At 36.1% G+C, this 25,110-nt stretch carries 18 protein-coding genes, 1 tRNA gene and 2 pseudogenes; 5 read left to right on the forward strand and 16 right to left on the reverse strand.

The genetic code is table 11. The features are described 5' to 3' along the window. Positions 1–405: 405 nt before the first annotated feature. Positions 406–594 (forward strand): annotated as a pseudogene (locus CXF59_RS14845) (LexA family protein); the annotation flags it as partial. Between the two features lies 1 nt (position 595). Then, entirely contained in the window at positions 596–1,855 is a 1,260-nt protein-coding gene (locus CXF59_RS01695; protein WP_101135981.1) for a Y-family DNA polymerase, read from the forward strand. Positions 1,856–2,131: 276 nt separating this feature from the next. On the opposite strand, the gene CXF59_RS01700 is transcribed toward CXF59_RS01695, so the two are convergent. The 14 genes from CXF59_RS01700 to CXF59_RS01765 form a co-directional block, all read right to left on the reverse strand. After that, a tRNA-Ser gene (locus tag CXF59_RS01700) sits at positions 2,132–2,216 on the reverse strand. A gap of 166 nt (positions 2,217–2,382) precedes the next feature. Further along, positions 2,383–3,516, reverse strand: a complete 1,134-nt coding sequence (gene ribB, locus CXF59_RS01705; protein ID WP_198554615.1) for a 3,4-dihydroxy-2-butanone-4-phosphate synthase — start codon at positions 3,514–3,516, stop codon at positions 2,383–2,385. 9 nt (positions 3,517–3,525) lie between these two features. After that, a complete protein-coding gene (locus tag CXF59_RS01710) occupies positions 3,526–4,965 on the reverse strand; it encodes an LptF/LptG family permease (RefSeq protein ID WP_101135983.1) in 1,440 nt (479 codons plus the stop codon). Between the two features lie 7 nt (positions 4,966–4,972). After that, the gene (locus CXF59_RS01715) at positions 4,973–5,614 is read right to left on the reverse strand and encodes an outer membrane lipoprotein carrier protein LolA (RefSeq protein ID WP_232758575.1); all 642 of its coding nucleotides are present in this window, start codon (positions 5,612–5,614) and stop codon (positions 4,973–4,975) included. A 4-nt stretch (positions 5,615–5,618) separates the two neighbouring features. Continuing rightward, complete coding sequence (locus tag CXF59_RS01720) at positions 5,619–8,057, reverse strand: DNA translocase FtsK (RefSeq protein ID WP_101135985.1); 2,439 nt, start codon at positions 8,055–8,057, stop codon at positions 5,619–5,621. Between the two features lie 25 nt (positions 8,058–8,082). Next, positions 8,083–8,457, reverse strand: a complete 375-nt coding sequence (locus tag CXF59_RS01725; protein ID WP_101135986.1) for a diacylglycerol kinase family protein — start codon at positions 8,455–8,457, stop codon at positions 8,083–8,085. Between the two features lie 10 nt (positions 8,458–8,467). Continuing rightward, positions 8,468–8,965, reverse strand: coding sequence for a thiol peroxidase (tpx, locus tag CXF59_RS01730; RefSeq protein WP_101135987.1), 498 nt, complete (start codon positions 8,963–8,965; stop codon positions 8,468–8,470). A 188-nt stretch (positions 8,966–9,153) separates the two neighbouring features. Then, a complete protein-coding gene (locus CXF59_RS01735; protein ID WP_101135988.1) occupies positions 9,154–9,411 on the reverse strand; it encodes a hypothetical protein in 258 nt (85 codons plus the stop codon). A 51-nt stretch (positions 9,412–9,462) separates the two neighbouring features. Beyond that, entirely contained in the window at positions 9,463–9,771 is a 309-nt protein-coding gene (locus tag CXF59_RS01740) for a co-chaperone YbbN (RefSeq protein WP_101135989.1), read from the reverse strand. 86 nt (positions 9,772–9,857) lie between these two features. Further along, positions 9,858–10,496, reverse strand: a complete 639-nt coding sequence (locus CXF59_RS01745; RefSeq protein ID WP_101135990.1) for a peroxiredoxin — start codon at positions 10,494–10,496, stop codon at positions 9,858–9,860. A 187-nt stretch (positions 10,497–10,683) separates the two neighbouring features. After that, positions 10,684–12,141 (reverse strand): Na+/H+ antiporter NhaC, encoded by a 1,458-nt coding sequence (gene nhaC / locus CXF59_RS01750; protein ID WP_101135991.1) that lies wholly within the window; start codon positions 12,139–12,141, stop codon positions 10,684–10,686. Between the two features lie 216 nt (positions 12,142–12,357). Continuing rightward, positions 12,358–13,956: a glycoside hydrolase family 3 protein gene (locus CXF59_RS01755; protein WP_101135992.1), complete on the reverse strand. Its 1,599-nt coding sequence runs from the start codon at positions 13,954–13,956 to the stop codon at positions 12,358–12,360. Positions 13,957–14,131: 175 nt separating this feature from the next. Further along, entirely contained in the window at positions 14,132–15,409 is a 1,278-nt protein-coding gene (locus CXF59_RS01760) for an MFS transporter (RefSeq protein ID WP_198554623.1), read from the reverse strand. Next, entirely contained in the window at positions 15,396–16,970 is a 1,575-nt protein-coding gene (locus CXF59_RS01765) for a glycoside hydrolase family 10 protein (protein WP_101135994.1), read from the reverse strand. Before CXF59_RS01765 ends, CXF59_RS01760 begins: the two co-directional genes overlap by 14 nt. A 277-nt stretch (positions 16,971–17,247) precedes the next feature. Between CXF59_RS01765 and CXF59_RS01770 the strand changes: the two genes are divergently transcribed. The 3 genes from CXF59_RS01770 (at position 17,248) to CXF59_RS01780 (ending at position 23,080) form a co-directional block, all read left to right on the forward strand. After that, on the forward strand, positions 17,248–20,160 hold the full coding sequence (locus CXF59_RS01770; protein ID WP_101135995.1) for an FAD-binding and (Fe-S)-binding domain-containing protein: 2,913 nt from the start codon (positions 17,248–17,250) through the stop codon (positions 20,158–20,160). A gap of 398 nt (positions 20,161–20,558) precedes the next feature. Further along, positions 20,559–22,490, forward strand: coding sequence for an amino acid permease (locus CXF59_RS01775; protein ID WP_101135996.1), 1,932 nt, complete (start codon positions 20,559–20,561; stop codon positions 22,488–22,490). Positions 22,491–22,690: 200 nt separating this feature from the next. After that, entirely contained in the window at positions 22,691–23,080 is a 390-nt protein-coding gene (locus tag CXF59_RS01780) for a hypothetical protein (protein ID WP_101135997.1), read from the forward strand. Positions 23,081–23,335: 255 nt separating this feature from the next. Here the strand turns inward: CXF59_RS01780 and CXF59_RS01785 are convergent. Both CXF59_RS01785 and CXF59_RS01790 read right to left on the reverse strand, forming a co-directional pair. After that, positions 23,336–24,192 (reverse strand): annotated as a pseudogene (locus CXF59_RS01785) (EamA/RhaT family transporter). 130 nt (positions 24,193–24,322) lie between these two features. Continuing rightward, positions 24,323–25,036: a YebC/PmpR family DNA-binding transcriptional regulator gene (locus CXF59_RS01790; RefSeq protein WP_101135998.1), complete on the reverse strand. Its 714-nt coding sequence runs from the start codon at positions 25,034–25,036 to the stop codon at positions 24,323–24,325. Positions 25,037–25,110 lie beyond the last annotated feature (74 nt).

Raw genomic sequence — 25,110 nt, forward strand, 5'->3', positions numbered from 1 at the left:
AAATTTAGAGTTCATTATTCACTTCCAGTCAGTCATTCTTTTCTCCATTTCCCTTCATTCTTTCCTCAATTTGCAGTGCTTTCTTTTTTTTTCTTTTTAAAAATACATTTAAATTCTGTGTTCCAACGGATATACTTTGCAATTCTGCAAACATTGCGGTCTTTGCAGAATTGCAACTGATGATGTAACTAGAAAAAGTATTTAAGGGTTAATTATTTAAATAGAAGGGAGCAGGGGTAATAATATTCGAGACGTACTTATTATTTGAACTTGGGTTTTACTCTTTTAATATGAATTTGATTCTATTTAGTTGGATTGTGGGGATAATGTGGGGATATATTGCAAATAAAAAATACTAACGCACTGATTAGCAAGTATTAGTGTTTTAATTCTGCGGAGAAAGAGGATGGAGATATAGCAGTTTGTCTAATTTATGATGAATTTACCTTGAAACGACTGAGAGTAGAAAAGGATTGCGTTTGGTTAATGCCGGAAAATGATAATTACAAACCCATTCAGATTACAGAAAATGAATCCTTTCAAATATGGGGAATCGTAATAAATACCTTAAAATACCATCGTAAAAGGAGATAACATGTATGCTCTAATTGACTGTAACAATTTTTATGCTAGCTGTGAACGAGTGTTTAAGCCTAGCCTTAGAAACAAGCCTATTGTTGTTTTAAGTAACAATGATGGTTGCGTTGTTGCGCGTTCTAATGAAAGTAAAGCATTGGGTGTAAAAATGGGTGTTCCTATTTTCCAAATAAAAGATATGGTTAAGCAACATGGCATTGTAGTATGTTCTTCTAATTATACTTTATATGGTGACTTATCTAATAGAGTAATGATGCTTTTAAGCACATTTTCTCCTGATGTAGAGATTTACTCAATAGATGAGGCTTTCCTTAAGTTTCATGGTCATAAGTATGCAAACTTAGATGCAATAGGTTTGGAGATGCATCGAATTGTGAAAAAAGGAGTTGGGATTCCTGTCAGTGTAGGTTTCGCACCAACAAAAGCACTAGCAAAGGTGGCTAATAAGATTGCTAAAAAGTACCCTGAACGCACAAAAAATTATTATATTATAGATTCTGAAGAAAAGAGAATTAAAGCGCTTAAATGGACTAAAATAGAAGATGTTTGGGGCATAGGTAGGCAGTTTTCAAAAAGATTACAATCAATTGGTGTTACAAATGCATACCAATTTACTCAATTAAGTGATACGTACGTTAAAAAGTATTTTACAGTAGTAGGGTTAAGGCTTAAAAAGGATTTAGAGGGTGAGCCAACAATTAATTTCGAAGATATCAAACCCAAACAAAACATCGCAACAACACGAAGTTTTGACATAATGATGAAAACGAAGAATGAATTGCGTGAACGTGTTTCTTCTTTTGCATCATTAGCTGCAGTTAAATTAAGAAAACAAAAAAGTAATTGTGAATTGATTCAAGTCTTTATTTATACCAACAGATTCAGACAGGATTTGCCTCAGTACAGTGGCTATAAAACGGTTAAATTACCATTTCCTACATCATCTACATTTGAGTTAAATAAGTATGCTCAAGCAGCATTACAATCTATATATAAAGAAGGCTATAGTTATAAAAAGGCAGGTGTGATTCTTATGGGAATTAGCAAAGATCAAACCCAGCAATTATCTATGTTTGAGTATGAAAATCCTAAGCATAAAGTATTGATGAATGTAATGGATAAACTAAATATGAAGATAGGGGATAAGGTTAAGTTTGCTAGTCAAGACTTAAAAAGAAAATGGAAGATGAAACAAGAAAGTCTTTCACCTTGCTATTCAACGAATCTAAAAGATATTATAACAATTAACTGTAAATAATATTTACTTCTTATCTAAGATCTAGAAGGCATAAATAATACTTTTATTAGATCTTTTTAATTTAGATGATTGACTGTTGACTAAAAATACTTCGAAGTCAATCTACAATTTATTCAATCATAAATAGCATGTAAGAAAAATATAAAATAGTGTTGAGGTAATCATGTCTTGTTTCTCCTTATTCTAAAACAATTAAATTGTGGGGATTATGTGGGGATATATTGTAAATAAAAAACCCTAACTCACTGATTAACAGTTGTTAGGGTTTTAATTCCGCGGAGAAAGAGGGATTCGAACCCCCGGACCTGTAACAGTCAACAGTTTTCAAGACTGCCGCATTCGACCGCTCTGCCATTTCTCCAGTGAGCGACAATCATTTGTTGATTGCGAGTGCAAATATAAGCACCTTTTTCGGTTTACAAAAACAATTTGGATAAAAATTTAAGCTATTTTTTAGACTGTTTTTTAAATGTTTCATTTTCTTGCCTTTAGGGAAAATATATTTTTAAAAAAGAATTAAAAAAGGGCTAATAGTTTACATATTCTGTGATTTCCAAGCCGTATCCTATCATCCCAACCCGTTTTGTTTGTTCAGCATTTGAGACTAACCTTATTTTTGAGATATCGATATCATGCAGTATCTGTGCGCCGATACCAAAATCTTTGTTGTCCATTTTGACCTGTGGCGCCTTAAAAACACCTTTTGTCTGCAGCTCTTTCAATTCTACTATGCGATTCAATAAGTCAACAGACTGCACTTCTTGGTTGATAAAAAGAATAGCGCCTTTGTTTTCTTTATTGATCAGCTGGAACATGTTGTCCAGTTTCTTATCGGCATCATTTGTTAGTGTTCCTAAAATATCATTGTTTACCAAAGTGGAATTGATTCTGGTCATAACCGGTTCGCCGATATTCCATGTTCCTTTCGTTAAGGCAATATGTATTTGTTTGTTTGTCGTTTGTTGGTACGCTCTAAGTCTAAAAGTACCGTAGCGCGTCTCAATGTCATAATCTTCTTTTTTTATAATCAGACTGTCGTGTTGCATTCTGTAGGCTACAAGATCTTCAATAGAAACCAATTTCAAATTGAATTTTTTAGCCACCTTGGCCAATTGAGGCAAACGTGCCATGCTACCATCTTCATTCATGATTTCTACAATCACTCCTGCCGACTTGAAACCTGCCAATCGGGCGAAATCAATCGCTGCTTCCGTATGACCTGTTCTTCTGAGGACACCTCCTTGTTTGGCAATCAAAGGGAAGATATGTCCCGGCCTGGCTAAATCATGTGGTTTAGTGTCAGCATTGGCAAAAGATAAAACGGTTTTAGCTCTGTCAGCAGCGGATATTCCTGTGGTTACTCCGCCACCTCTTAGATCTACGGAAACCGTGAAAGCAGTTTCCATAGGATCGGTATTGTTAGTGACCATTACGTGCAATCCTAATTCTTTACAACGGCTTTCAGTTAATGGGGCACAAATTAATCCGCGTCCATGAGTTGCCATGAAGTTGATCATTTCTGGAGTTACTTTTTCGGCTGCTGCCAAAAAATCACCTTCGTTTTCTCGATCTTCATCATCAACAACTATGATTATTTTTCCTTGACGGATGTCTTCGATTGCTTCCTCGATTGTGTTAAGTTGTATTTTATTTGTGACCATGATAGGTATTTATTTTTTAGATGGAAATAATTTTTGAAATAGTTTTTGGAACGGACTTAAAATAACATCCATGTTTATTAATCCTATGTCGTTTGTTGCGCGATAGGTTAACAGTATAGCTAATGGGGTGAGAATAAAGGAAGACATCCAGGCTCCCATAAAAGGAGACATGCCGTTTTCTTGCGCTATTTTCTTCCCGAAAGTGTTTATAAAGTGAAAAGAAATAAAAATTAAAACAGCAAATATAATAGGCAGTCCAAGTCCCCCTTTTCTAATGATGGCGCCCAAAGGAGCTCCTATAAAAAACATCATAAAACAGGCATATGCGATTACAAACTTATCGAAAAAGGCAAGTTGGTGGTTGTTGATGTTTTTCTGCTTGTTCTCTAAATTGACTTTAGTTGCGTCAATCGAGTATCCGGTACTTACGGTGTTACTGTTCGCTATTTTTAAGATCTCTAATTTTTGTTTATTTGTATATACTGATAAAATGTCAGCGGGAATTGTTTTCTTTTTTTCTACGGCTGTTTTAGGAAGAATATTGTTGTTGGTGATTCCGGTTCGCAAATTGATGTTTTCCGAATACGATACGATTTCGGTTTTCAAATTTTTATGCAGCGAATCTAAAGTGTAGCTTAACTCGCTTATCGTCAACATCGTATTGGTGTTGGCAATATTCTTGTCGTCGACATTTACTTTATTCAATTGTGATAAATCGATATTGAGGGTATATTTCTTGTAGTAACTTTTTGCGAAAGGCATCTTTATCCGATCTTCGTATTTTTTCGGTACGAGATCTTCATAATAGTAACCATCATTTAGAACTAATTGAAGGATGCTGGATTGCTCGCTGCTGACTAATTCTCCGTCTTTTGCTTTGATTACTGTTTTGCTCCCGTCTCCTATACTGGATTTCTTATGGATGGTAATCCCGGTCAAAATATTTCCGTTCTTTCCGGATTTTTTATTGACTTTGATATTATAATTACCCACGTCGCTAAACTGTCCTTCGGCTATGGCCATGGCAGGTTTTACTTGGGCAATGTTTTTTCTGAAATTGATGAATTTATATTCTGCGTACGGAATTACATTGTTGGCAAAAAAAAAGGCTACGATGCTTAGCAGGAGAATAAAAGCCGTGAGACTACGCATTGCTCTTTGTAATGAAATACCAGCAGATTTCATAGCTGCAAACTCATAGTTCTCCGCTAAATTCCCAAAGGTCATTATCGAAGCTAGCAATATGGAAAGCGGTAATACAAGTGGAATTATTCGAGGCATCGAAAATAACAAAAACTTAATGATCAAAGCAACATCCAAATCTTTACCGGCTAGTTCAGCAATGAACAGCCAGACGGTTTGCAGTATGAATATAAAAAACAAGATTACAAATACCGTAGTAAATGTAATCAGGAATGTTTTTAATAAGTATTTGTCAAGAATTTTCACCTAAGAATTAATCTAATTTATTGATGTAGTAATTTGGATATTTACTTTCGGCAAAGATAAATTGATTTTTCGACAAAGGTTGATTGGTTTTAAAAGAATTAACGGTTAAAGTAGTTTTTGTTCCGTTTTTACCCATTTCTATCAAATTATAGATGTGTTTGGTTTGTACATCAATACCTAATAGTATTTCTTTTCTTTGATCTTTCGAATTAGTGGGGATTAGTTTGATGTATTGTATTTTTCGACCTCTTACATCTTGCAGGATATTCGTAGAGTATTTATAACCACTATTGAAGAAAGTTAACATTTTTGAAGGTGTAATTGCACTGTCGTCTTTTTCGTTAAAGCTTGAAATTGAAATTTCTTCATCTTCTGGAACAATAGTGTAGGTTTTCTTACCGTCAAAAATTTTGGTAATTCCCATAAAATTAAGAACATATTGATTATTTTTCATCGTTACGTTCCCTTTACTGTCCTGATTAATATTTTCTTTTGCATTATTCAAGGAATATTTGAAATCAATTACAATATTCTCATAACTTCTCACTTTTGCTGTTACCTGATCTAAAAGGGCTTTTGCCTTTTTATCTTGTGCTTGTATCGAAAAGCTAAAAAGAAGAATAAATGTAATTAGAGTAAATTTTTTCATAGTATTAATTGTTTTGTTCATTGTTAAAAAATTGATCAAGAGAACTCATGTCCAGGATGTGTACACCACGTGCTTTACTTCCCTCAAACGGTCCTACAATACCAGCAGCTTCTAATTGGTCGATTAGTCGACCAGCTCTGTTGTAGCCTAGTTTTAGTTTTCTTTGTAACAATGATGCCGAGCCTTGCTGTGCGTTGACAATAATTTCGGCCGCTTCTCTAAACAAAGTATCTCTTTCAGAGATGTCTACATCAAGATTTATGCCACTATCTTCTCCAACGAATTCCGGAAGTAAGTAAGCAGTGGCGTATGCCTTTTGTGAACCAATGAAATCGGTTATTTTCTCTACCTCAGGGGTGTCTATAAAAGCACATTGGATGCGCACCACATCATTACCATTTGTATAAAGCATATCTCCGCGTCCAATCAATTGATCTGCTCCGGAAGTGTCTAAAATAGTTCTGGAATCAATTTTTGATGTTACTCTAAAAGCGATCCTTGCAGGAAAGTTGGCTTTGATCAAACCAGTAATAACATTTACAGAAGGTCTTTGTGTTGCTATAATTAAATGGATTCCTATCGCTCTGGCCAATTGAGCCAAACGGGCAATGGGAACTTCTACTTCTTTTCCGGCAGTCATTATTAAATCGGCAAATTCATCCACTACTAATATGATGTATGGCAAAAAGCGATGACCATTTTCAGGATTTAGTTTTCGGGCCTTAAATTTATCATTGTATTCTTTAATGTTTCGCACCATCGCATCTTTCAACAGCGAATAACGATTGTCCATTTCCACGCACAGGGAGTTCAAGGTATTGACCACTTTGGCGTTGTCCGTAAGAATTGCATCTTCAGTATCCGGGAGTTTGGCTAAATAATGTCTTTCAATTTTATTAAAAAGTGTTAGCTCCACTTTTTTAGGATCGACCAGGACAAATTTAACTTCGGCAGGATGTTTTTTGTACAGTAATGAGGTAAGAACGGCATTTAGACCTACGGATTTTCCTTGTCCTGTAGCTCCCGCCATTAGTAAGTGAGGCATTTTAGCTAAATCAACCACAAAGGTTTCATTAGATATCGTTTTACCCAATGCAATAGGCAGCTCCATTTCAGCTTCCTGAAACTTGGCGGAACCAATGACGCTTTTCATGGAAACGACGGTTGGATTTTTGTTTGGAACTTCGATTCCTATTGTTCCTTTTCCAGGGATAGGGGCAATGATACGAATTCCTAATGCTGAAAGGGATAAGGCGATATCATCTTCCAGATTCTTGATTTTTGAAATACGAATTCCTGCTTCAGGAACTATTTCATATAAGGTAACAGAGGGACCGACGGTTGCCTTGATTTGTGCGATTTCTATTTTATAATTGCGAAGCGTGTCTACAATCCTATTTTTATTGTCTTCTAATTCTTCCTGGTTAATAGTGATTCCACCAGTTGAATATTCTTTTAAAAGGTCTATTGTAGGATATTTATAGTTGGATAAATCCAAAGTAGGATCGAATAAGCCAAAATCGGAAACAAGTCTTGACGCTAAATTTTCTTCGATAAGATCCTCTTCAGGGGCCGTTTCAATAACAAATGAATCGTCAACTGCGTTTCTATCTGTCAGAATCTCTTCAACAGGTTTCGGTTTGGAAATAGGGTCGAGATTAATTTCGGAAGAATGACTGATTGTTGGTTTTAAAGCTTCTTTGTTGACTTCAAATTGCAAAGGCTTTGGAACTATTGGAGTATCCCCTAATTCTTTTTCTTCCGTTATGGCAAACTCTTCCAAATTATAAGAGCTTCCTCTATTGGCAGCTGCATTGGAACCTAAATCCGTTTTGATTTCTTTTTTTGTGTTTTCGAAAAAGTATTGAACTCTTTCCGGAGACAGTTTAAGTTTAAAAATAACATAAACGATCAGTCCAAAAATCAAAATCAAAAGAGTTCCTGTTTTTCCAATATAATCCTGCAGGAATAAATTCAATTCATAACCGACAGTTCCCCCTAGTTCAGGTAACGAAGTGGCAAAAAATCCAAATAAAATAGACAAAACAATAATAGCAAATAAATCCCAGAACCAGATACCTTTGAGTTTGTTTGCAGAAATACCAAGTATCAAAAAGATTCCAGTCAAGAAAAATAAGCGAACAAATAGAAAAGAGGCAAGCCCAAAACCCTTATAAACAATTAAATCTGCCAAAAAAGCACCAAATTTACCCAGCCAGTTTTGAACTGTCTCCGAGCGGTCTGCCAGTTCGGAAACAGCACTTTGATCTTCTTGTCCGTGAATGTAAAAGGATGCAAAAGCAACCAGTAAAGCAACAGAAAATAAGATAAAAAGACTGCCCAGTACAATTTTGTGCTGTTTCGTTAGTACCCACGACTTACTTTCTTTAGCTTTTGAATTGTTTTTCTTGTCTAAAGGTTCTTTTTTTGTTGTTTTCGCCATTCTTGATTGTATGTAGTACTACTGCCTAAAAAATTAGGGGCACGTATATAATTAAACCGATAATTATTGCTGTTAGAGCTGCAAAAAAAACAGCTCCCGCCGCAATGTCTTTTATGAAACCAATTCTTTCATGGTAAGTGGGATGAATAAAATCAGCGATTTTTTCCACAGCTGTATTCAGTCCTTCGATACTCATCACAAAGCCGATTGCCAAAGTTTGAAAAAGCCATTCCGTTGCAGAAATGCCAAAATAAAATCCAGCAATAGTAACTAAAACTCCCAATGAAAATTGAACCATTATACTATGTTCCGTCGTGAGTAACTTTAGGGCCCCTTTTACGGCATAGTTAACACTTTTCAATCTTCCGGTAACGAAGGTATTGTCTTTTTGAAATTCCATCGCTTTATTGTTAAAGTACAGCTAAAGCAGCGTCGTAATTTGGTTCGTTAGCAATCTCTGGTACTTGTTCCGTATAGAGAATGGTACCATCTGTGTCAACCACAATAAGGGCTCTTGAATGCAAGCCTGCCAATGGACCATCAAGGATTTCAAGACCGTTTGTTTTCCCAAAGTCTCCTAAATTAAAGTCTGATAAGTTAATTACATTCTCAAGTCCCTCAGCGCCACAAAAACGTTTTTGAGCAAAAGGTAAGTCTCTTGAAACGCACAATACTGCCGTGTTGTCTAATTTACCTGCGCTTTCGTTAAACTTTCTTACTGATGCAGCGCAAGTCCCGGTGTCGATACTTGGGAATATATTTATTACAAGTCTTTTTCCTGCAAAATTGCTTAGTGAAGCAATGGAAAGATCATTTTGTATTAATTTGAAGTCAGACAGTTGCGTTCCCACCTTTGGTAATTCTCCTGAAGTGTGTATTGGGTTTCCTCCTAATGTAATTGATGCCATGTTTTTTATTTTTTGTTGTGGTTCAAAAGTATGAAAATTATTTCAGAATTAGGTTTTAAGATTTAAGATTTTAGAACGGGGAACAACGGGCTTTAATCGAGTGTCTTTTTGATAAATAGGTACTAAATAAAAAAAACGCATCCATTTCTGAGTGCGTTTTTTGCATTATGCAAGCTGTAAAAGTGCTTCTATTTATCTATCGACCCTAGCACTCGTTTCATAAAGGTGTTTAAGGCCTCTTTTTTATCAGTTCCGTTTTTCACCATTTTATGGACTTCTAATGCGCCATACATGTTTGAAATTAATTCACCGATAACATCTAATTCTTCATCTTTCAAAGATGGGATTTCCGTCATTGCTTCTAGAACGTCGATAGTTTCAATTAGATAGTCTTCATCGTTTTCTTCTATAAACTGAGTCAAATGTTTTATTACGGGTAATTTCATATGGTTTTTTTTATTTGATGATAAAAAAGGGGTGCGTTCTGTGAACGACTATTAAACTATTTCTTGTACTAAGTCGATTAGTACTTCTTGTTTGTTGGTTTGTGTTTCATTTACCAACGCTCCGTTTACGAAAGTCGCAAAAGTAGGTAAGTTACTTACATTAGCTAATTTTCTTGATTCAGGAGAATTTTCAGCATCAACAAGAACGAAAGTAATTGCATCGTTTTCTGAAGCCAATCTTTTAAATTTTGGTTTCATTATTCGACAATTCCCGCACCAAGATGCTGAAAATTGAACGACTACTTTCTCGTTTTTTGATATTAAATCTTGTAAAGTGTCTTCGTTTAAATCTATTAACATATTTTTTAATTTAAAAATGCAGCTGCAATAACAATATTCAATATTTTTAATTGAAACTTGTTATTGCAATTGACATTATTATTGATTTAGTTTAAGCTTAAATATTCAGCAGTACTTTTTCTGTCAGCGCTCATCGCTTCTTTTCCTGGCTCCCAGTTTGCTGGACAAACTTCTCCTTTTTCTTGGATATGAGTATAAGCATCAACCATACGTAAATACTCATTCACATTACGACCTAACGGCATGTCATTTACACTTTCATGGAAAATTTTTCCAGTTTCGTCAATTAAGTACGTAGCTCTGTAAGTTACGTTTGATCCTTCCACCATTATTGAGTCAGTTTCTTCGCTGTACTCAGTGGATTCGATATCAAGTATCCCTAATATGTTTGATAAGTTTCTATTTGTATCCGCAAGAATCGGGTAAGTAACACCTTCAATTCCACCGTTGCTTTTTGCAGTATTTAACCATGCAAAATGTACTTCGTTTGTATCGCAAGAAGCACCAATTACGATTGTATTTCTTTTTTCAAATTCCGGTAAAGCATCTTGAAAAGCGTGAAGTTCAGTTGGACATACAAATGTAAAGTCTTTTGGATACCAAAATAAAAGTACTTTTTTGTTGTTGTTTATAGCTTCTTCAAAAATATTTATTTTCAAGTTGTCTCCCATTTCTGAGATGGCGTCAACTGAAATACTTGGGAACTTTTTACCTACTAATGACATAATTATATTTTTAATTGTTAGTTTATTCTGGTGCAAAAATAGACCATAAAGCGACGTAGTAACAATCGATTTCAATTATATAATTTTATGAAGTTATAGATTTAGGTTATGGTTGTGGGATTCGATTTTATAACTGTTGTTTAACCAGGGTATTATGATAGTTTAAAGGATATAACTGTCTTTTGGATTACTTTTTTTTATCTGTTACTAATTGTCTGATTTTTATATTAAATGCCGCAAAGATTAAAGTCATAAACGGACTTAAAATATTAAAAAAGGCATAAGGAAGGTAATCTAAAGTTGACACGCCCAGTGTGCCGGATTGATAGGCTCCGCAAGTATTCCACGGAATTAATACAGAAGTTACTGTTCCCGCATCTTCAAGTGTTCTACTTAAATTTTCAGGAGCAAGACCTTTATCTTCATACGCTTTTGCAAACATTTTACCGGGTACTACAATGGCTAAATATTGATCTGAAGCAGTGATGTTCAAGGCTAAACAACTTCCAACGGTAGAAGCGAACAGTCCGAAAGTGCTATGTGCTAATTTTAATAACGCATTACTTATTCTAGATAAAGCGCCTATTGCATCCATTATACCACCAAAAACCATAGCGCAAATAATTAACCAAATGGTTCCTAACATTTTTTCCATACCTCCTGAAGTAAAAAGAGCAGCTAGTGTTTGATTGTCAGTAGGGATGACTATTTTTCCCGTTATGGCATCCATAACTCCTTTGTAAGCAGACTGGAAAGTCATCTGCTCCACTCCAGCAATTTGATTGATGATGTGGGGTTGAAATAGTATTGCAAAAATTCCCGCTAATAATGTTCCAAATAATAAAGCAATTAAGGGTTCCGTTTTTCTAATAATTAAGCCAATAACAATCGCAGGTACAGCAAACAGCCAAAGTGAAATAGTAAATGAAGCTTCAATGTCTGTTAATAGTGCTTCAATATTGACGTCTCCTTTAATATCGACTGATAATCCTAGTACAATGAAAAGGATCATTGTGATAATATATGTTGGAATGGTCGTTAAGGTCATATATCTGATGTGAGTAAACAAATCAGTTCCAGCCATGGCAGGGGCAAGGTTAGTTGTGTCTGACATCGGTGATAATTTATCTCCAAAATAGGCGCCAGAAATTACTGCACCTGCAACCATTCCCAAATCAAACCCCAATGCACCACCAACGCCTATTAAAGCGATACCAACCGTAGCGCTTGTGGTCCAGGAACTTCCTGTTGCGATAGAAATTATCGAGCATATTATCACGGTGGCTGGTAAGAATATTGCCGGGCTAAGAATTTGTAAACCGTAATAGATCATTGATGGAATAATTCCACTCACTAACCAGGTACCGGCTAATGCGCCAACCATAAGCAAGATTAGAATGGCACCAACGGTAGCTTTTATGTTTTCAGCTACCTCCTCTATCATTCTATCAAAAGTGACTTTGTTGAAATAACCAACAAGCGCAGCAACAGCAGCACCTAACAATAAAACAAACTGATTACTACCGCTCAATGCTTCGTCACCGTAAACATAAACATTAAACCCTAGCATCACTATAAGTGCAGCTACAGGAATTAAAGCTTCCCAAATTGATAATTCTTTATTTCTGTTTATTTTTGTGGTCATTCTATACGGTTTGAGTTTGCAATATAGATAAAAAAGGGACTAATAGCCTAAAGCAATTTTGTAAAAGTAGCAGTTTACTCATTTGATTCCAGTAGATTTCTTTGCGAAAAACGAAAAAATAATTCTACTCTGTTGTTTTGTTTTGATTTTAATCGCGATTAAAATGAGTAAAAGACATTCTTTTTTTTAAGAACGGCTTTCTGATTTAAAATATATTTATAAGTAGCTAATGGACACTGGTAGAGTTCCTTGACAGTACGAGTTTTTAAGTAATTGATGGGCTGCTGCTTTCTGAAATTCCTCGAAAGTCTGATACACCTGAACAAGTCCGCTAACGGATGGCAAGTCCGGTATAAGCGTTAAGGCATACGGGTTGCCAAATACATATAAAACACAAGTTTTTGATGTAAATAATCTTTTCAACAGCTGCAAAACAGTGTCTTCGATGTCAAAGTTATTTATTGATTTTGCCTTAGGGACAAAAAGAGCAATAATTAAAGTGTCATAATCCTTCAGAGTTTTTTCTACTGCTGACATTGTGTTTTTCGCGTCCATCTTAACGGCAAATTCTGGTGCCGATAAAGAGGATTCAAGTGTTTTAAAAAAAGTATTTTCAGTATTTTTATAGACACTCAGTTTTGCCAATGTGCCTTTTTTGGCCGCATTACTAATTACAGCAGTGTTTTCTGTATCTTTAATCTTTGTAATGCAGTTCTGGGCAATTTTATGGTTTAAAAGAGAAGCCGTTGTAAAAGCCAATTCAGTGGTTGGCGCTTCGTCTTTATCAAATACGCCTGCTTTTTTCTTGCACTTCAGCAGGCGGTTGTAACTTTCTTCAATGCGTTTCGGAGTAGCGTTTTTAAGTATTTCCTGAATGCCTTCCGGTACGTTTTCGGCAAAGCACAACACATCATTTCCGGCATTAAAAGCTTCCCATTCCAGTTGGCCTTTTCGATCGTAAAGTTTGGAAACGCTATGCATGTTCAATGCATCGGAGATGATTAGGCCATCGTAATTCAGTTGCTTTCGCAAAAGTGTCTCAATTATTGATTTTGATAAAGTAGCCGAAGTATTTGCTCCATCATTCAAAGCAGGAACAGCCAAATGCCCTATCATAATCGAGTCGACGTCACTTTCTATTCCCTTTATAAAAGGATACAATTCATTTTCAAGTAATTGCTCGAGGGTTTCTTCTAAAACGGGTAATCCCAAATGAGAATCTACATTAGTATTGCCATGTCCGGGAAAATGCTTTAGACAGCCTAAGATACCTGCGTCATTCATTCCGCGCAAATATTCTAAAGCAAACTGGGCTACCTTTTCTTTGTTTTCACCAAAGGAACGATATCCAATTACTGGATTATTCGGGTTATTGTTAATATCTGCTAAGGGTGCCAAATTATAATGAAGTCCTACTGATTTTAAATCTAAACCTATTTGTTTTCCAACTTCATAAACCAAATGAGATTCACTCAGTGGCAAAGCGCCCAGTGTAATGGCATAAGGATATTGCGGTGTTTTTTCGACACGCATCGCCAATCCCCATTCTGCATCGATACTCATTAATAAAGGGGTTGTCGCAGCCTTTTGATACCGAACAATGAGATCTTTCAGTCGCTGGTAACTGTCGTCATTAAAGAATATTTTTTTCTTAGTTTCATAATTAGTGGCAGCACTAGCTCTGCTGTGAAAAAAAGTAAGACCACCAATGTTATGTTTCTTAATTAATTCTTCAGTTGCTTGAATGTTTTCTTCGGTATCGTTTATAAAAACCGCTGGAAAAAAGAATTGCCCTATTTTTTGTTCTACTGTCATTGTTGTGGGTAAAGTTAGTTGTTAGTCCTTAGTTCTAAGTTCTGGGTACCTATTGCATATTATTTAGTTCAGAGTACTTAGTTCTGGATTCGTTGACGAATTAACCTAGAAGATAGACACACGTGGCTCTGTACTAAGGACTAGGTACTAAATATCAAGTGACTCGTAATCAAAACTATTTACTAGTTTCAGATTTCTTTCCAAAACTCTTCGGGAATATCAAAAAACGAGAAAGAATCAATCCGGGAATAGTGGCAAGAAATACCCAAATAAAGAAGTTTCCGTAACCCAAATATTCTTGGATAAATCCACTCAACATTCCGGGAAGCATCATTCCTAATGCCATAAATCCAGTAGCAATAGAGTAATGCGAGGTTTTTGATTCGCCATCAGCCACATAAATCAAATACATCATAAAGGCAGCAAAGCCAAAGCCGTAACCAAATTGCTCGGCAATAACAGTAGCATAAATATAATAAACGGAAGAGGGATGAAAATGCGCTAATGAAACAAATCCAAGGATCGGCAAGTGCATCGCCAGAATCATTGGTAGCATCCATTTACCAAGACCGTCTTTAGAGATTACAATTCCGCCAATGATTCCGCCGATAGTCAAGGCAAGTACTCCGAAAGTTCCATAGATAATACCTACATCTTGGGTCGTCAAGCCCATTCCACCAACACTTATGTCATCAATAAGGAAAGGGGTCAGCATTTTTAGTAACTGGGATTCGCCCAAGCGGAATAATAATATAAAGGCCAGCACGATCCCAATTTGCTTTTTTTGAAAAAAACTGGCAAAGACAGCTCCAAAACTTACTTTGGGTTCTAACGATTTCTTGTCCTTCGTTTTGACGTCTTCTGTTCTAGGTGTAGAAAAATAATTATAAATGGTTAAGGCAGCCATAATCAGACCGACAATGACCATGGTATAGGACCAGGCTTTTTGTTTATCGCCATATTCTTGTTCCAGATAACCGCCGATTATTACAATCAAACCATTTCCGGTAAGCATGGAAAGGCGATAGAAGGTACTTCGTATTCCTAGAAAAAAAGATTGTTGTTCTTTCTCTAAAGCTAACATATAGAAACCGTCACTTGCGACATCATTCGAAGCCGATGCAAAAGCCGCTACCCAAAAAATGGCGAGACTAATCACAAAGAAATTATTCATAGGGATGGTTAATCCCACAAGTAAAAAGGCGATAGAAATTACTAATTGCATGGCTAAAAACCACTTTCTTTTGGTCGCGTACAGATCAATAAAAGGACTCCATAACGGCTTTATCACCCAAGGGAGATATAGTAAACTCGTGTATATCCCTATGTCTTCATTGTCAATCCCTAGGTTTTTGTACATAATAACCGAAACCGAGATAATAATAGCGTATGGCAAGCCCGAGGCAAAATTCAAAAAAGGTATCCAATACCAGGGTCTATTATCTGTTTTCATCATTTAAAGGACTTTGGGGCGTTTTGGTTTCTTTCGTTTTATTTAAAAGAGTGGCCTGACTTTCATTACCGTAATAATCAATGTAGGAGATAGCACAAATATTGTTTTTCTCTAAAAGGCTCTTCGGGATAGTGATGCTAATGGTATCCTTTTTTTCCTTAAAAGCAATTTTATCAACAATTTGGCTTGGATTATTTACGTCAAGTTTAACACTGTCTTTGGCAGCATATACCATTACATAGCGTATTTTGCTGAGCAGTGGGTAGTTCAGTTTTACGTTGGAAGTCAACTGTTTAGTTGTAATACTACAAACTGTTGGAATCTCTATGTCAGTCCTTCTCGAATTAGGAACAACATAGGGAAGTGCAGGGTATTTATATTGATTTTTTAAAAGCAAGTCGGTCACTGCTTTGTTTCTGTTCACAAATGATTTGGCACTAAAAAAAGCATTTCCTCCAATGTTCTTGTAAGTCCGGGTCAAATCAATCTGATTAGGAATCTCACTTGGAATATTCCATTTTCTATCTGAATCGGTATTGACTTTATAACTTCCGTTTCCAATATAAATAGCGGTATTTGTCGAGTTTTCAGCCCACCATTTGATCAATTTTGCATAAGAAGCTGTTTTATGGTCGATACTCCAGTACAATTGCGGGAGCAGGTAGTCAATCCAGCAGTTTTCCATCCATGCAACGGGGTCTGCAAACAAGTCATCATAATTTGTTTGCCCTGAATTCGTGTCTGATCCTCTTGGATCTACAGATTTGTTACGCCAAACTCCAAAAGGGCTGATACCAAATTGAACCCATGGTTTGATTTTTTTGATAGAAAAGGAACAGTATTTCACAAAATTATTCACATTCAAACGTCTCCAGTCAGCTAAACTCATTCCTTCACCATACTTTTTGAAGGAAGCAGTGTCATTAAAGTTTTCTCCTGCTATTTTGTAAGGATAAAAATAGTCGTCAAAATGTATTGCATCGATATCATAGTTTCTGACTACTTCATCAACCACTGCGATTAAATGATTTTGGACTTCAGGTAAGGCAGGGTCGTAATAATATTTTCCACCATACTTAATCATCCATTCCGGATGTTTGTAAAAATCATGAGTAGGACTTAGAATATCTGTTCTTAAATCCATAGTAGCACGGTAGGGGTTCAACCAGGCGTGGAATTCAAAGCCGCGGTTATGAGCTTCTGTAATCATCCATTCCAAAGGGTCGTAATAAGGAGTTGGTGCTTTCCCTTCTTTCCCCGTCAGGTATTTGGACCATGGCGCTAACTTTGAAGGATAAAAAGCATCACCAACGCTTCTAATTTGAACAATAACAGCGTTATAATTTAATTTTTTATAGGTATCTAAAATTTCTATAAAATCAGCTTTCTGTTTCTCAATGGGATCCGTACCGCTTTTTGGCCAGTCGATATTTACTACTGTGGCAATCCAAACTGCTCTAAATTCGGTTTTGGGATAACTCACTTTTTCCTGTGCATTTCCATTAGAAAAAGACAGTAAAATAAAGGAAAGCAATAAAAATAGGTACTTGCTAGGGTTCATTATTAGGGTGTTTTTATAGAATTCAAAAATAGTTTTTTTAGTGATGTTTATGAGAAAAAAATGTTTTAAAATTCAGGTTACTCCGTTATCTCAATTTCTTTGCCAATTATTTTAGAATCTCATTTAGATTGCAGTTCAATTTTGAAAGAACTGGGTTAATTAATTTTGATTTTTTCTTGTTTAATTTTTTAAAATATAGCTTGCTATATCTTTATATTTGTAAAACAAAGCTGTAGCCGCAGTTTTGCCTAAAATACACTATAATATTGGATTAACCATGTCGACCTCACTTGAATTAAAGCATTTATCCGACTCATTAGAGGGAACTCTTCTGTACGACGACCTTCATAAAACCCTCTATGCCACAGACGCTTCGGTATACAGAATAATACCCACAGCGGTAGCGCTGCCGAAAACAAATGACGATATCGTAAAGCTGGTGCGTTTTGCCGAAAAGCATAAAATTTCTTTAATTCCAAGAACTGCTGGGACTTCCTTAGCAGGACAAACGGTTGGAAATGGGATTGTTGTCGATGTTTCAAAATATTTCACTAAAATTGTCGCTTTCGATTCAATAAAAAAAACGGTAACCGTTCAGCCGGGGGTGATTCGCGATGAGCTGAATTTATATTTGAAGCCGCATGGTGTGTTTTTCGGGCCTAATACTTCGACCTCTAGTCGGTGTATGATAGGAGGGATGGTAGGGAATAATTCATCAGGGACCACATCGATTCGCTATGGTGTTACCCGCGATAAAATAGTGGAGATCAAAGCTATTTTGAGCGATGGTTCTGCCGCGGTATTCTCAGATCTGTCACCGGCAGAATTCATGGAGAAAATGAAAGGAGATACATTAGAAAGTAGCATTTATAAGAAGATTTTTGAGGAACTTTCGAATAAAGAAATCCAAAACGAAATAACCAGAGAGTTTCCAAAGCCAGAAATTCACAGACGCAATACAGGTTATGCGGTAGATATACTGTTGAAATCCGACTTGTTTTCTGGAACGGAACCGACGATAAACCTCGGAAAATTACTTTGTGGTAGCGAAGGAACTCTGGCATTTACGACCGAAATTACATTGAAGGTAGATGTGCTACCTCCAGCCAAAAATATCATGGTGGTAGCTCATTTTCATAGCATACAGGAAAGCCTGGAAGCTGTTGTGGTTGCCATGAAGCATCACCTGTACACTTGTGAAATGATTGACGATACGATTTTGGATTGTACTAAAAACAACAGGGAACAAAGTAAGAACAGGTTTTTCCTGCAAGGGGAACCTAAGGCAATTATGATGTTCGAAGTAGCTTCTGATGATATGGAGGAAACGGAAAGACAGGCCGATGCGCTAATCAAAGATTTACAGGAAAATAACTTCGGCTATGCGTTACCTAAAATTTACGGTGCTGATATTGACAAAGTAAATGAGTTAAGAAAAGCGGGATTAGGCCTTTTGGGAAGTATCGTCGGAGATAATAAGGCGGCAGATTCCATAGAGGACACCGCAGTTGAATTAAGCGATTTACCAAGTTATATTGCTGAGTTTTCCGCGATGATGAAACGTCACAATCAAGAGGCTATTTATTACGCTCATGCCGGTGCCGGTGAGTTGCATTTGAGACCTGTTTTAAACTTAAAAGCAAAAGAAGGCATTCATCAGTTTAGAAGCATAGCGACTGAAGTCGCTGTTTTAGTGAAAAAATATAAAGGTTCCTTGAGTGGCGAACATGGAGACGGAATCGTACGAGGGGAGTTTCTTCCTTTTATGATAGGTGAAAAAAATTACGAATTACTGAAGCGAATTAAACTGGCTTTTGATCCGAATTCGGTGATGAATATGGGGAAAATAGTAAATGCTTTAAAAATGGATGAAAATCTCCGTTTTGAACCTGGCAGAGTAGAACCGGAAAATCAAACAATTCAAGATTTTTCAGATAGCATAGGGATTTTGAGAGCAGCAGAGAAATGCAATGGTTCCGGAGATTGCAGAAAACCACCTTCAGCGGGAGGAACTATGTGTCCAAGTTATCGAGCGACGCTAAACGAAAAAGATACTACTCGGGCTCGCGCCAATGCGCTACGCGAATATTTAACCCATTCTGAAAAAGATAATAAATTCAATCATAAGGAATTGTATGACGTTTTTGAGTTATGTATCAGCTGTAAAGCTTGTGCCAGCGAATGTCCTAGCAATGTGGATGTGGCTGCTCTGAAATCGGAGTTTTTATACCAATACCAAAAGGCTAATGGTTTTTCTCTTCGAAATAAAATTTTTGCTAATAATGCCAAGCTGAATAAACTCGGAAGCATTTTTCCAGCATTGACCAACTTTATGGTCAATCAATCTATCGTAAAAAAAGGCATGGGTGTGGCTGCAAAAAGAGAAGTACCGTTATTGGCTCCAAAAACATTCCGAAAATGGATTGAAAATAACAAATCAAAAAAGGAAACTACTTCATTTGTAAACGGAAAAGTAGTGCTGTTTTGTGATGAGTTTACTAATTATTACGATGTTTCAGTGGGGATTGACGCTTTTGAATTGCTGTCTAAATTGGGTTACGAAGTTGTTTTTGTAAATCATGAAGAAAGCGGAAGAGCCTATATATCCAAAGGTTTTCTCGAAGAAGCGAAAGCTATTGCCAATACAAACGTGGCTATTTTTGCTCCTATTATTTCTCAGGAAGTTGCTTTAATTGGTATCGAACCATCGGCAATATTGACTTTTAGAGATGAATACATTCGCCTGGCTGATGATACCTCTTCCGCTGAAAAGTTGGCGAAAAATTGCTTGACAATCGAAGAATTCTTCAAAAAGGAAATTATGGCGGGCAAAATTCATCCAGAACAATTTTCTGAGGAGGAACGACAAATAAAAATTCATGGACACTGCCACCAAAAATCATTGAGTTCAATAGAGGCAACTTTTGCCATGTTGAATGTCCCTAAAAACAGTACGGTTTCGATTTATAATTCAGGGTGCTGCGGTATGGCGGGTTCTTTTGGTTACGAAAAAGAACATTATGACATCAGTATGCAAATGGGAGAGGACACTTTATTTCCAAAAATACGAAGCACTGCCCCAACGACTGCCATTGCCGCGGCAGGTACAAGTTGCCGTCATCAAATTTTTGACGGGACCAACAGAAAAGCGCAACATCCGGTAAGTATTTTGAAAAGCTTCCTGAAATAGTACCAAACGAATTTATGTTTTAGTCCAAAAGCGCTCTAGTATTTTGCCAATATAATATGAGAATAGTACAATGCAATTGGGCTATATTGAAGATATAATCAGTTGTTTTAGGCTTTCAGAAGGGTGCAGTTGCGCTTTTTTTAAAGCTAATTTTGACGACGGAATTGCCATTACGATATTTTTAATTTTTAACTTCTTCCTAAATTACAGAATTGACCTTCGAAATAGTTGATAATTAATGATTTGACTTTTTATTACAATCCAATAAATAATAAGGCTCCTATCATTAAAAATTGAAATTGTTTTATACATTTGATTTCGAAATAAAAGGTACATTATTACTATAATAATGGGATGTTATTTACAAAATAGTAGTTTTTAATGTGAAAATTTAGAGGATGGCATTTTCAAGTTTATTTCGTAAGAAGACCGTACAGGATATCTTAAAACAGATTGAAAAAAATGAAGCTGATGGGCATGCATCACTCGGCAGACATTTAACGGCTAGGGATTTGACCGCTTTTGGTATTGCTGCCATAGTAGGGGCCGGTATTTTTAGTACGATTGGTAAGGCAAGCTCCGATGGAGGCCCTGCCGTTATTTTCCTTTTTTTGTTTACGGCGCTTGCCTGCAGTTTTGCCGCCTTTGCTTATGCTGAGTTCGCATCTATGGTTCCCGTTTCAGGAAGTGCATACACGTATTCCTATGTTGCCTTTGGAGAACTTATGGCTTGGATTATTGGTTGGGCATTAATCATGGAATATGCAATTGGAAATATTACCGTTGCCATATCTTGGAGTGATTATTTTACGGGACTGCTCGAAAGCGGTGGCATCCATCTGCCCCAATGGGTTCAAATGGATTACCTGACTGCCTCAAATGGCTATAGAGATGCTACTGCCTTGATGCAGGGAGGAAAGTTATATGAAAATTTAGGGGAGGGATTAAAGGCATCTTATACCGCTTGGACTACGTCGCCAACAATAGGTTCTTTACATTTTGTGGCTGATTTACCGGCCCTATTTATTATCATATTGATTACGGCCTTAGTCTATCGTGGGATGAAAGAATCACGAAATGCGAGTAACGTGATGGTTGTCGTGAAACTGTGTATTATCCTTTTGGTGATTGCGGTAGGCGTGTTTTATGTGGATACTGATAATTGGACTCCTTTTGCTCCTAACGGTGTGAGTGGAGTTTTGAAAGGAGTGTCGGCAGTTTTCTTTGCCTATATCGGTTTTGATGCAATCTCAACCACTGCCGAGGAATGTAAGGACCCACAACGGGATTTACCGCGTGGTATGATGTGGGCAATCATAATATGTACTTTTTTATATATTGTTGTCGCGTTAGTGTTAACCGGAATGGTAAATTACAGTGAGTTAAATGTGGGTGATCCTTTAGCATTTGTGTTTCATAAATTAGATTTAAAATGGATGTCGGGTATTGTTGCAGTAAGCGCTGTCATTGCGATGGCGAGTGTTTTATTGGTTTTCCAAATGGGTCAACCGCGTATATGGATGAGTATGAGTCGTGACGGTTTGTTGCCAAAACGTTTCTCCAGAATACATCCCAAATATAAAACTCCTTCTTACGCCACCGTAGTAACTGGTTTTGTAGTGTCTGTGCCGGCCTTGTTTTTAAACTTGACTATGGTTACTGATTTGTGCAGTATTGGAACGTTGTTCGCCTTTGTGTTGGTTTGTGCAGGTGTTTTAGTGTTACAGAATAAAAAGGATATTCCAAGAGGGAAATTTAAAACGCCGTATGTAAATTCAAAATATGTCATTCCTTTTATGTTGGCTGCTGGTCTATACTATGCTTTCAATTATAATAATAAAGCGACAATGGATTTTCTTACTAATGAAACTCAAGTAAACAATGCCACTGATATTATCACTTCCTTAAATAAGGAAGAATCTAAAAAAGTATATAATTACTTAGTAAGTGTTGGAGCTCAAAAAATAACTGATGAATCTCTCGATTTAGAAAATTTATTGAGTCAGTACCAAAAAGACGATGCGAAGTATGTTGCCGTAGTGGCAGGATTACCAATAGACAATGCTCTAAAATATGAAAGTGGATTGAGCTTGTTCAAACACAAAATCCCCATGTGGATTTTCCTTGTTGTCTTGATTGGACTTACGTTCTGGTCTTTCAGTGAAAATTTATCTTTGATTCCGTTATTAGGGTTAGTAAGCTGTTTGTACATGATGGCAGAACTAAGTGTTTGGAACTGGATTTATTTTACAATTTGGTTATTGATTGGACTTACTATTTACTTTGGCTTCAGCAGAAACAATAGTAAACTGAATTTTAAAGAAGCTTAAGAAACACGATATTTATAAAAAAGCCGTCTTGATTGAGTTCAAGGCGGTTTTTGTTTTTATGATAGCAGTTGTAAATATTGACAAATAAATAAGAAAAATAGTATTTTTTAAAATAAATTATGCGAAAAAGAGGTGTATATTTGATGTTATATGCATGTTAGCAAACAGTTTAAGACAAACGCAAGAAAAAAAGCTTAAAAATGAAAATAGGTTATAAAAAAAGACAAATGAATATCAATCTAATTTTAGGGTTGATTTGGTTAGTTTGGTTTTTTATCGGAATTCTAACAAAAGATAAACTGAATTGGACTGATTATGGTTGGATTGTAATTTCTGTAATGTATTTGAGTGGATATTTTTACCAAAGGAAAAATAAATATTTAACAATTGAAAACGGATTTATAAAAGAGAATAGTCCATTTGGAAAGAAAATAAATCTAACTGATATAAAGCAAATCAAAAAATTTGCTGGAGATTATATCATAAAAACAGAAAAAACTGAATTGACAATCAACACACAAGTAATCGACTCGAATTCACTTGCTGAATTGAAAAACGAATTGGATAAATTGAACGTCGCATGGAGTTAAAAACCGATTTGCCAATAGCCATTCCTATGTAAAACATCATTAAGTTATTAGGATTTAAAAACAGGGAAAGAGATATAACTGTTTGGTCAACATATAATCTTTTACAGAAAGCGGAGTGTCTGGGAAATTGAAATAACAAATTTTTTAGATTCGAGGTGCATTTAAAAAATAGAATTAGAGAATAAAACTACCTCCAACACCTTGCAGCTATTTAACTCACTAATTTACTTTGGCCACAGCCCTAAAAAAAGCAGTCTAAACGTAGATCTGCGACAGCGCAATTAATACAATAGAGACTAAAGCCAATCCAAGACCAATGTAGTTTCTTTTACTCACTTTTTCTTTAAATACGAGAATACCCAGAAGACTTCCCAGAATAATAACTCCCATATTCATCGCTGCAAAAACAGTCGACGGATTGTCAGCAAAAGCTTGATGGGCTTTCAGATAGAAAAGGATATTACCAAAGTTAAAAGCACCTACCAACCCACCAAAAAGGATATTGATAGCACGTAATCTTGTTTTTCGTACCGTAACATCATATAGAATGGCCACAATCATCAGCATCAAAGCTATTACGAAAATCACAAATAGCGAACTCGTAAATGGAAGGCTCGTGTATAAAGCGATTTGTTTGAAAAGGATATCGATGACTCCAAATCCAACTAGCACTGCAGCGGGATACATCCATTTATTACTCTTGTTGGTTACCGGTTTTGAAAGAATCAGCAACAGGGCCGGAAAGCCTATTAAAAAGGCCGTATCTTTAACAGATTGAAATCTTCGTTAAATATAAGCCAGGCTGCAAGCAGCGGTATGAATAACGAAAGCCTCTGGGCAGCATCTGTTTTAACGATTCCCATATGTTTTATGGAGGCAGCTAAAAAGATAAATATTGAAGGCATTAAAATTCCTAACGTAATATAGATACTCCATGGTGCAGTGAGATCTATGGCGTTTAAGTCCGGACTGAAGGCGAAGAAACACAACACTAATGCAAAGAGATAGTTCCAGGTTACAATTTGGATAACGCTGATAGTGTAGTTGCGGGATAGTTTAAAAATCACACCTACAGTCACGCTGCATAAAATACTTAAAATAAGAAATAACATAGAATAGCAATTAAGGTATGAAAAATAGATAGTGGCTTGCTATCAGCGTTTTTTTTATTTTTATAAATTCATTATAGAACTAAAAAAACTCCAGCAGTACTGGAGTTTTGTAGGTATAAGAAGAAACAAACTATGCTTCTTCCATGGTGTGATACACGTTCATCACGTCATCATCTTCTTCCATTTTTTCAATCAATTTTTCTACATCAGCCATTTCAGCTTCTGTTAGTTTCGTAGTGATTTGAGGAATTCTTTCAAAACCAGAGGAAAGGATTTCAAGATTGCGATTTTCAAGTTCTTTTTGAATAGTTCCAAAACTGGTAAAAGGGGCATAAATTAATATTCCGTCTTCATCTTCAAAAACCTCTTCGGCACCAAAATCAATCAATTCTAATTCTAATTCTTCAGGATCAAGACCGTCTGCTGGAATGCGGAAGTTACAGGTATGGTCAAACATAAATTCAACAGAACCTTGTGTTCCCATGGTACCATTGCATTTGTTGAAATAACTTCTTACATTGGCAACAGTTCTATTGTTATTGTCGGTAGCCGTTTCAATTAAAAGTGCGATGCCATGAGGGGCGTAGCCTTCAAATAAAACTTCTTTATAATTAGCAGTATCTTTATCGGTTGCTTTTTTAATGGCACGTTCTACATTTTCTTTAGGCATATTTGCTGCCTTTGAATTCTGGATAACGGCTCTTAATCGCGAATTGGCGTCAGGATTTGGTCCACCTTCCTTAACGGCCATTACGATGTCTTTTCCAATTCTTGTAAATGCTTTAGCCATTGCTGACCAACGTTTCATTTTTCTCCCTTTTCTGAATTCAAACGCTCTTCCCATTTCTTATTTATTATAATTTACTACAAAAATACAGTTATTCCTTATTTATACCAAAACCCTGTTCTTTTCTTTTT

The sequence above is a fragment of the Flavobacterium sp. ALD4 genome, assembly GCF_002836475.1.
In the GTDB taxonomy this organism is placed as follows: Bacteria; Bacteroidota; Bacteroidia; order Flavobacteriales; family Flavobacteriaceae; genus Flavobacterium.

What these genes read in the sequence shown, in the direction of transcription:
- CXF59_RS01755 (WP_101135992.1), bottom strand. Translation starts at nt 13,956, where the DNA reads ATGACAGTAGAACAAAAAATAGGGCAATTCTTTTTTCCAGCGGTTTTT.
- CXF59_RS01745 (WP_101135990.1), bottom strand. Translation starts at nt 10,496, where the DNA reads ATGTCATTAGTAGGTAAAAAGTTCCCAAGTATTTCAGTTGACGCCATC.
- CXF59_RS01740 (WP_101135989.1), bottom strand. Translation starts at nt 9,771, where the DNA reads ATGTTAATAGATTTAAACGAAGACACTTTACAAGATTTAATATCAAAA.
- CXF59_RS01695 (WP_101135981.1), top strand. Translation starts at nt 596, where the DNA reads ATGTATGCTCTAATTGACTGTAACAATTTTTATGCTAGCTGTGAACGA.
- CXF59_RS01760 (WP_198554623.1), bottom strand. Translation starts at nt 15,409, where the DNA reads ATGAAAACAGATAATAGACCCTGGTATTGGATACCTTTTTTGAATTTT.
- CXF59_RS01770 (WP_101135995.1), top strand. Translation starts at nt 17,248, where the DNA reads ATGTCGACCTCACTTGAATTAAAGCATTTATCCGACTCATTAGAGGGA.
- CXF59_RS01720 (WP_101135985.1), bottom strand. Translation starts at nt 8,057, where the DNA reads ATGGCGAAAACAACAAAAAAAGAACCTTTAGACAAGAAAAACAATTCA.
- CXF59_RS01765 (WP_101135994.1), bottom strand. Translation starts at nt 16,970, where the DNA reads ATGAACCCTAGCAAGTACCTATTTTTATTGCTTTCCTTTATTTTACTG.
- CXF59_RS01780 (WP_101135997.1), top strand. Translation starts at nt 22,691, where the DNA reads ATGAAAATAGGTTATAAAAAAAGACAAATGAATATCAATCTAATTTTA.
- CXF59_RS01715 (WP_232758575.1), bottom strand. Translation starts at nt 5,614, where the DNA reads ATGAAAAAATTTACTCTAATTACATTTATTCTTCTTTTTAGCTTTTCG.
- CXF59_RS01790 (WP_101135998.1), bottom strand. Translation starts at nt 25,036, where the DNA reads ATGGGAAGAGCGTTTGAATTCAGAAAAGGGAGAAAAATGAAACGTTGG.
- ribB (WP_198554615.1), bottom strand. Translation starts at nt 3,516, where the DNA reads ATGGTCACAAATAAAATACAACTTAACACAATCGAGGAAGCAATCGAA.
- CXF59_RS01775 (WP_101135996.1), top strand. Translation starts at nt 20,559, where the DNA reads ATGGCATTTTCAAGTTTATTTCGTAAGAAGACCGTACAGGATATCTTA.
- CXF59_RS01735 (WP_101135988.1), bottom strand. Translation starts at nt 9,411, where the DNA reads ATGAAATTACCCGTAATAAAACATTTGACTCAGTTTATAGAAGAAAAC.
- tpx (WP_101135987.1), bottom strand. Translation starts at nt 8,965, where the DNA reads ATGGCATCAATTACATTAGGAGGAAACCCAATACACACTTCAGGAGAA.
- CXF59_RS01725 (WP_101135986.1), bottom strand. Translation starts at nt 8,457, where the DNA reads ATGGAATTTCAAAAAGACAATACCTTCGTTACCGGAAGATTGAAAAGT.
- nhaC (WP_101135991.1), bottom strand. Translation starts at nt 12,141, where the DNA reads ATGACCACAAAAATAAACAGAAATAAAGAATTATCAATTTGGGAAGCT.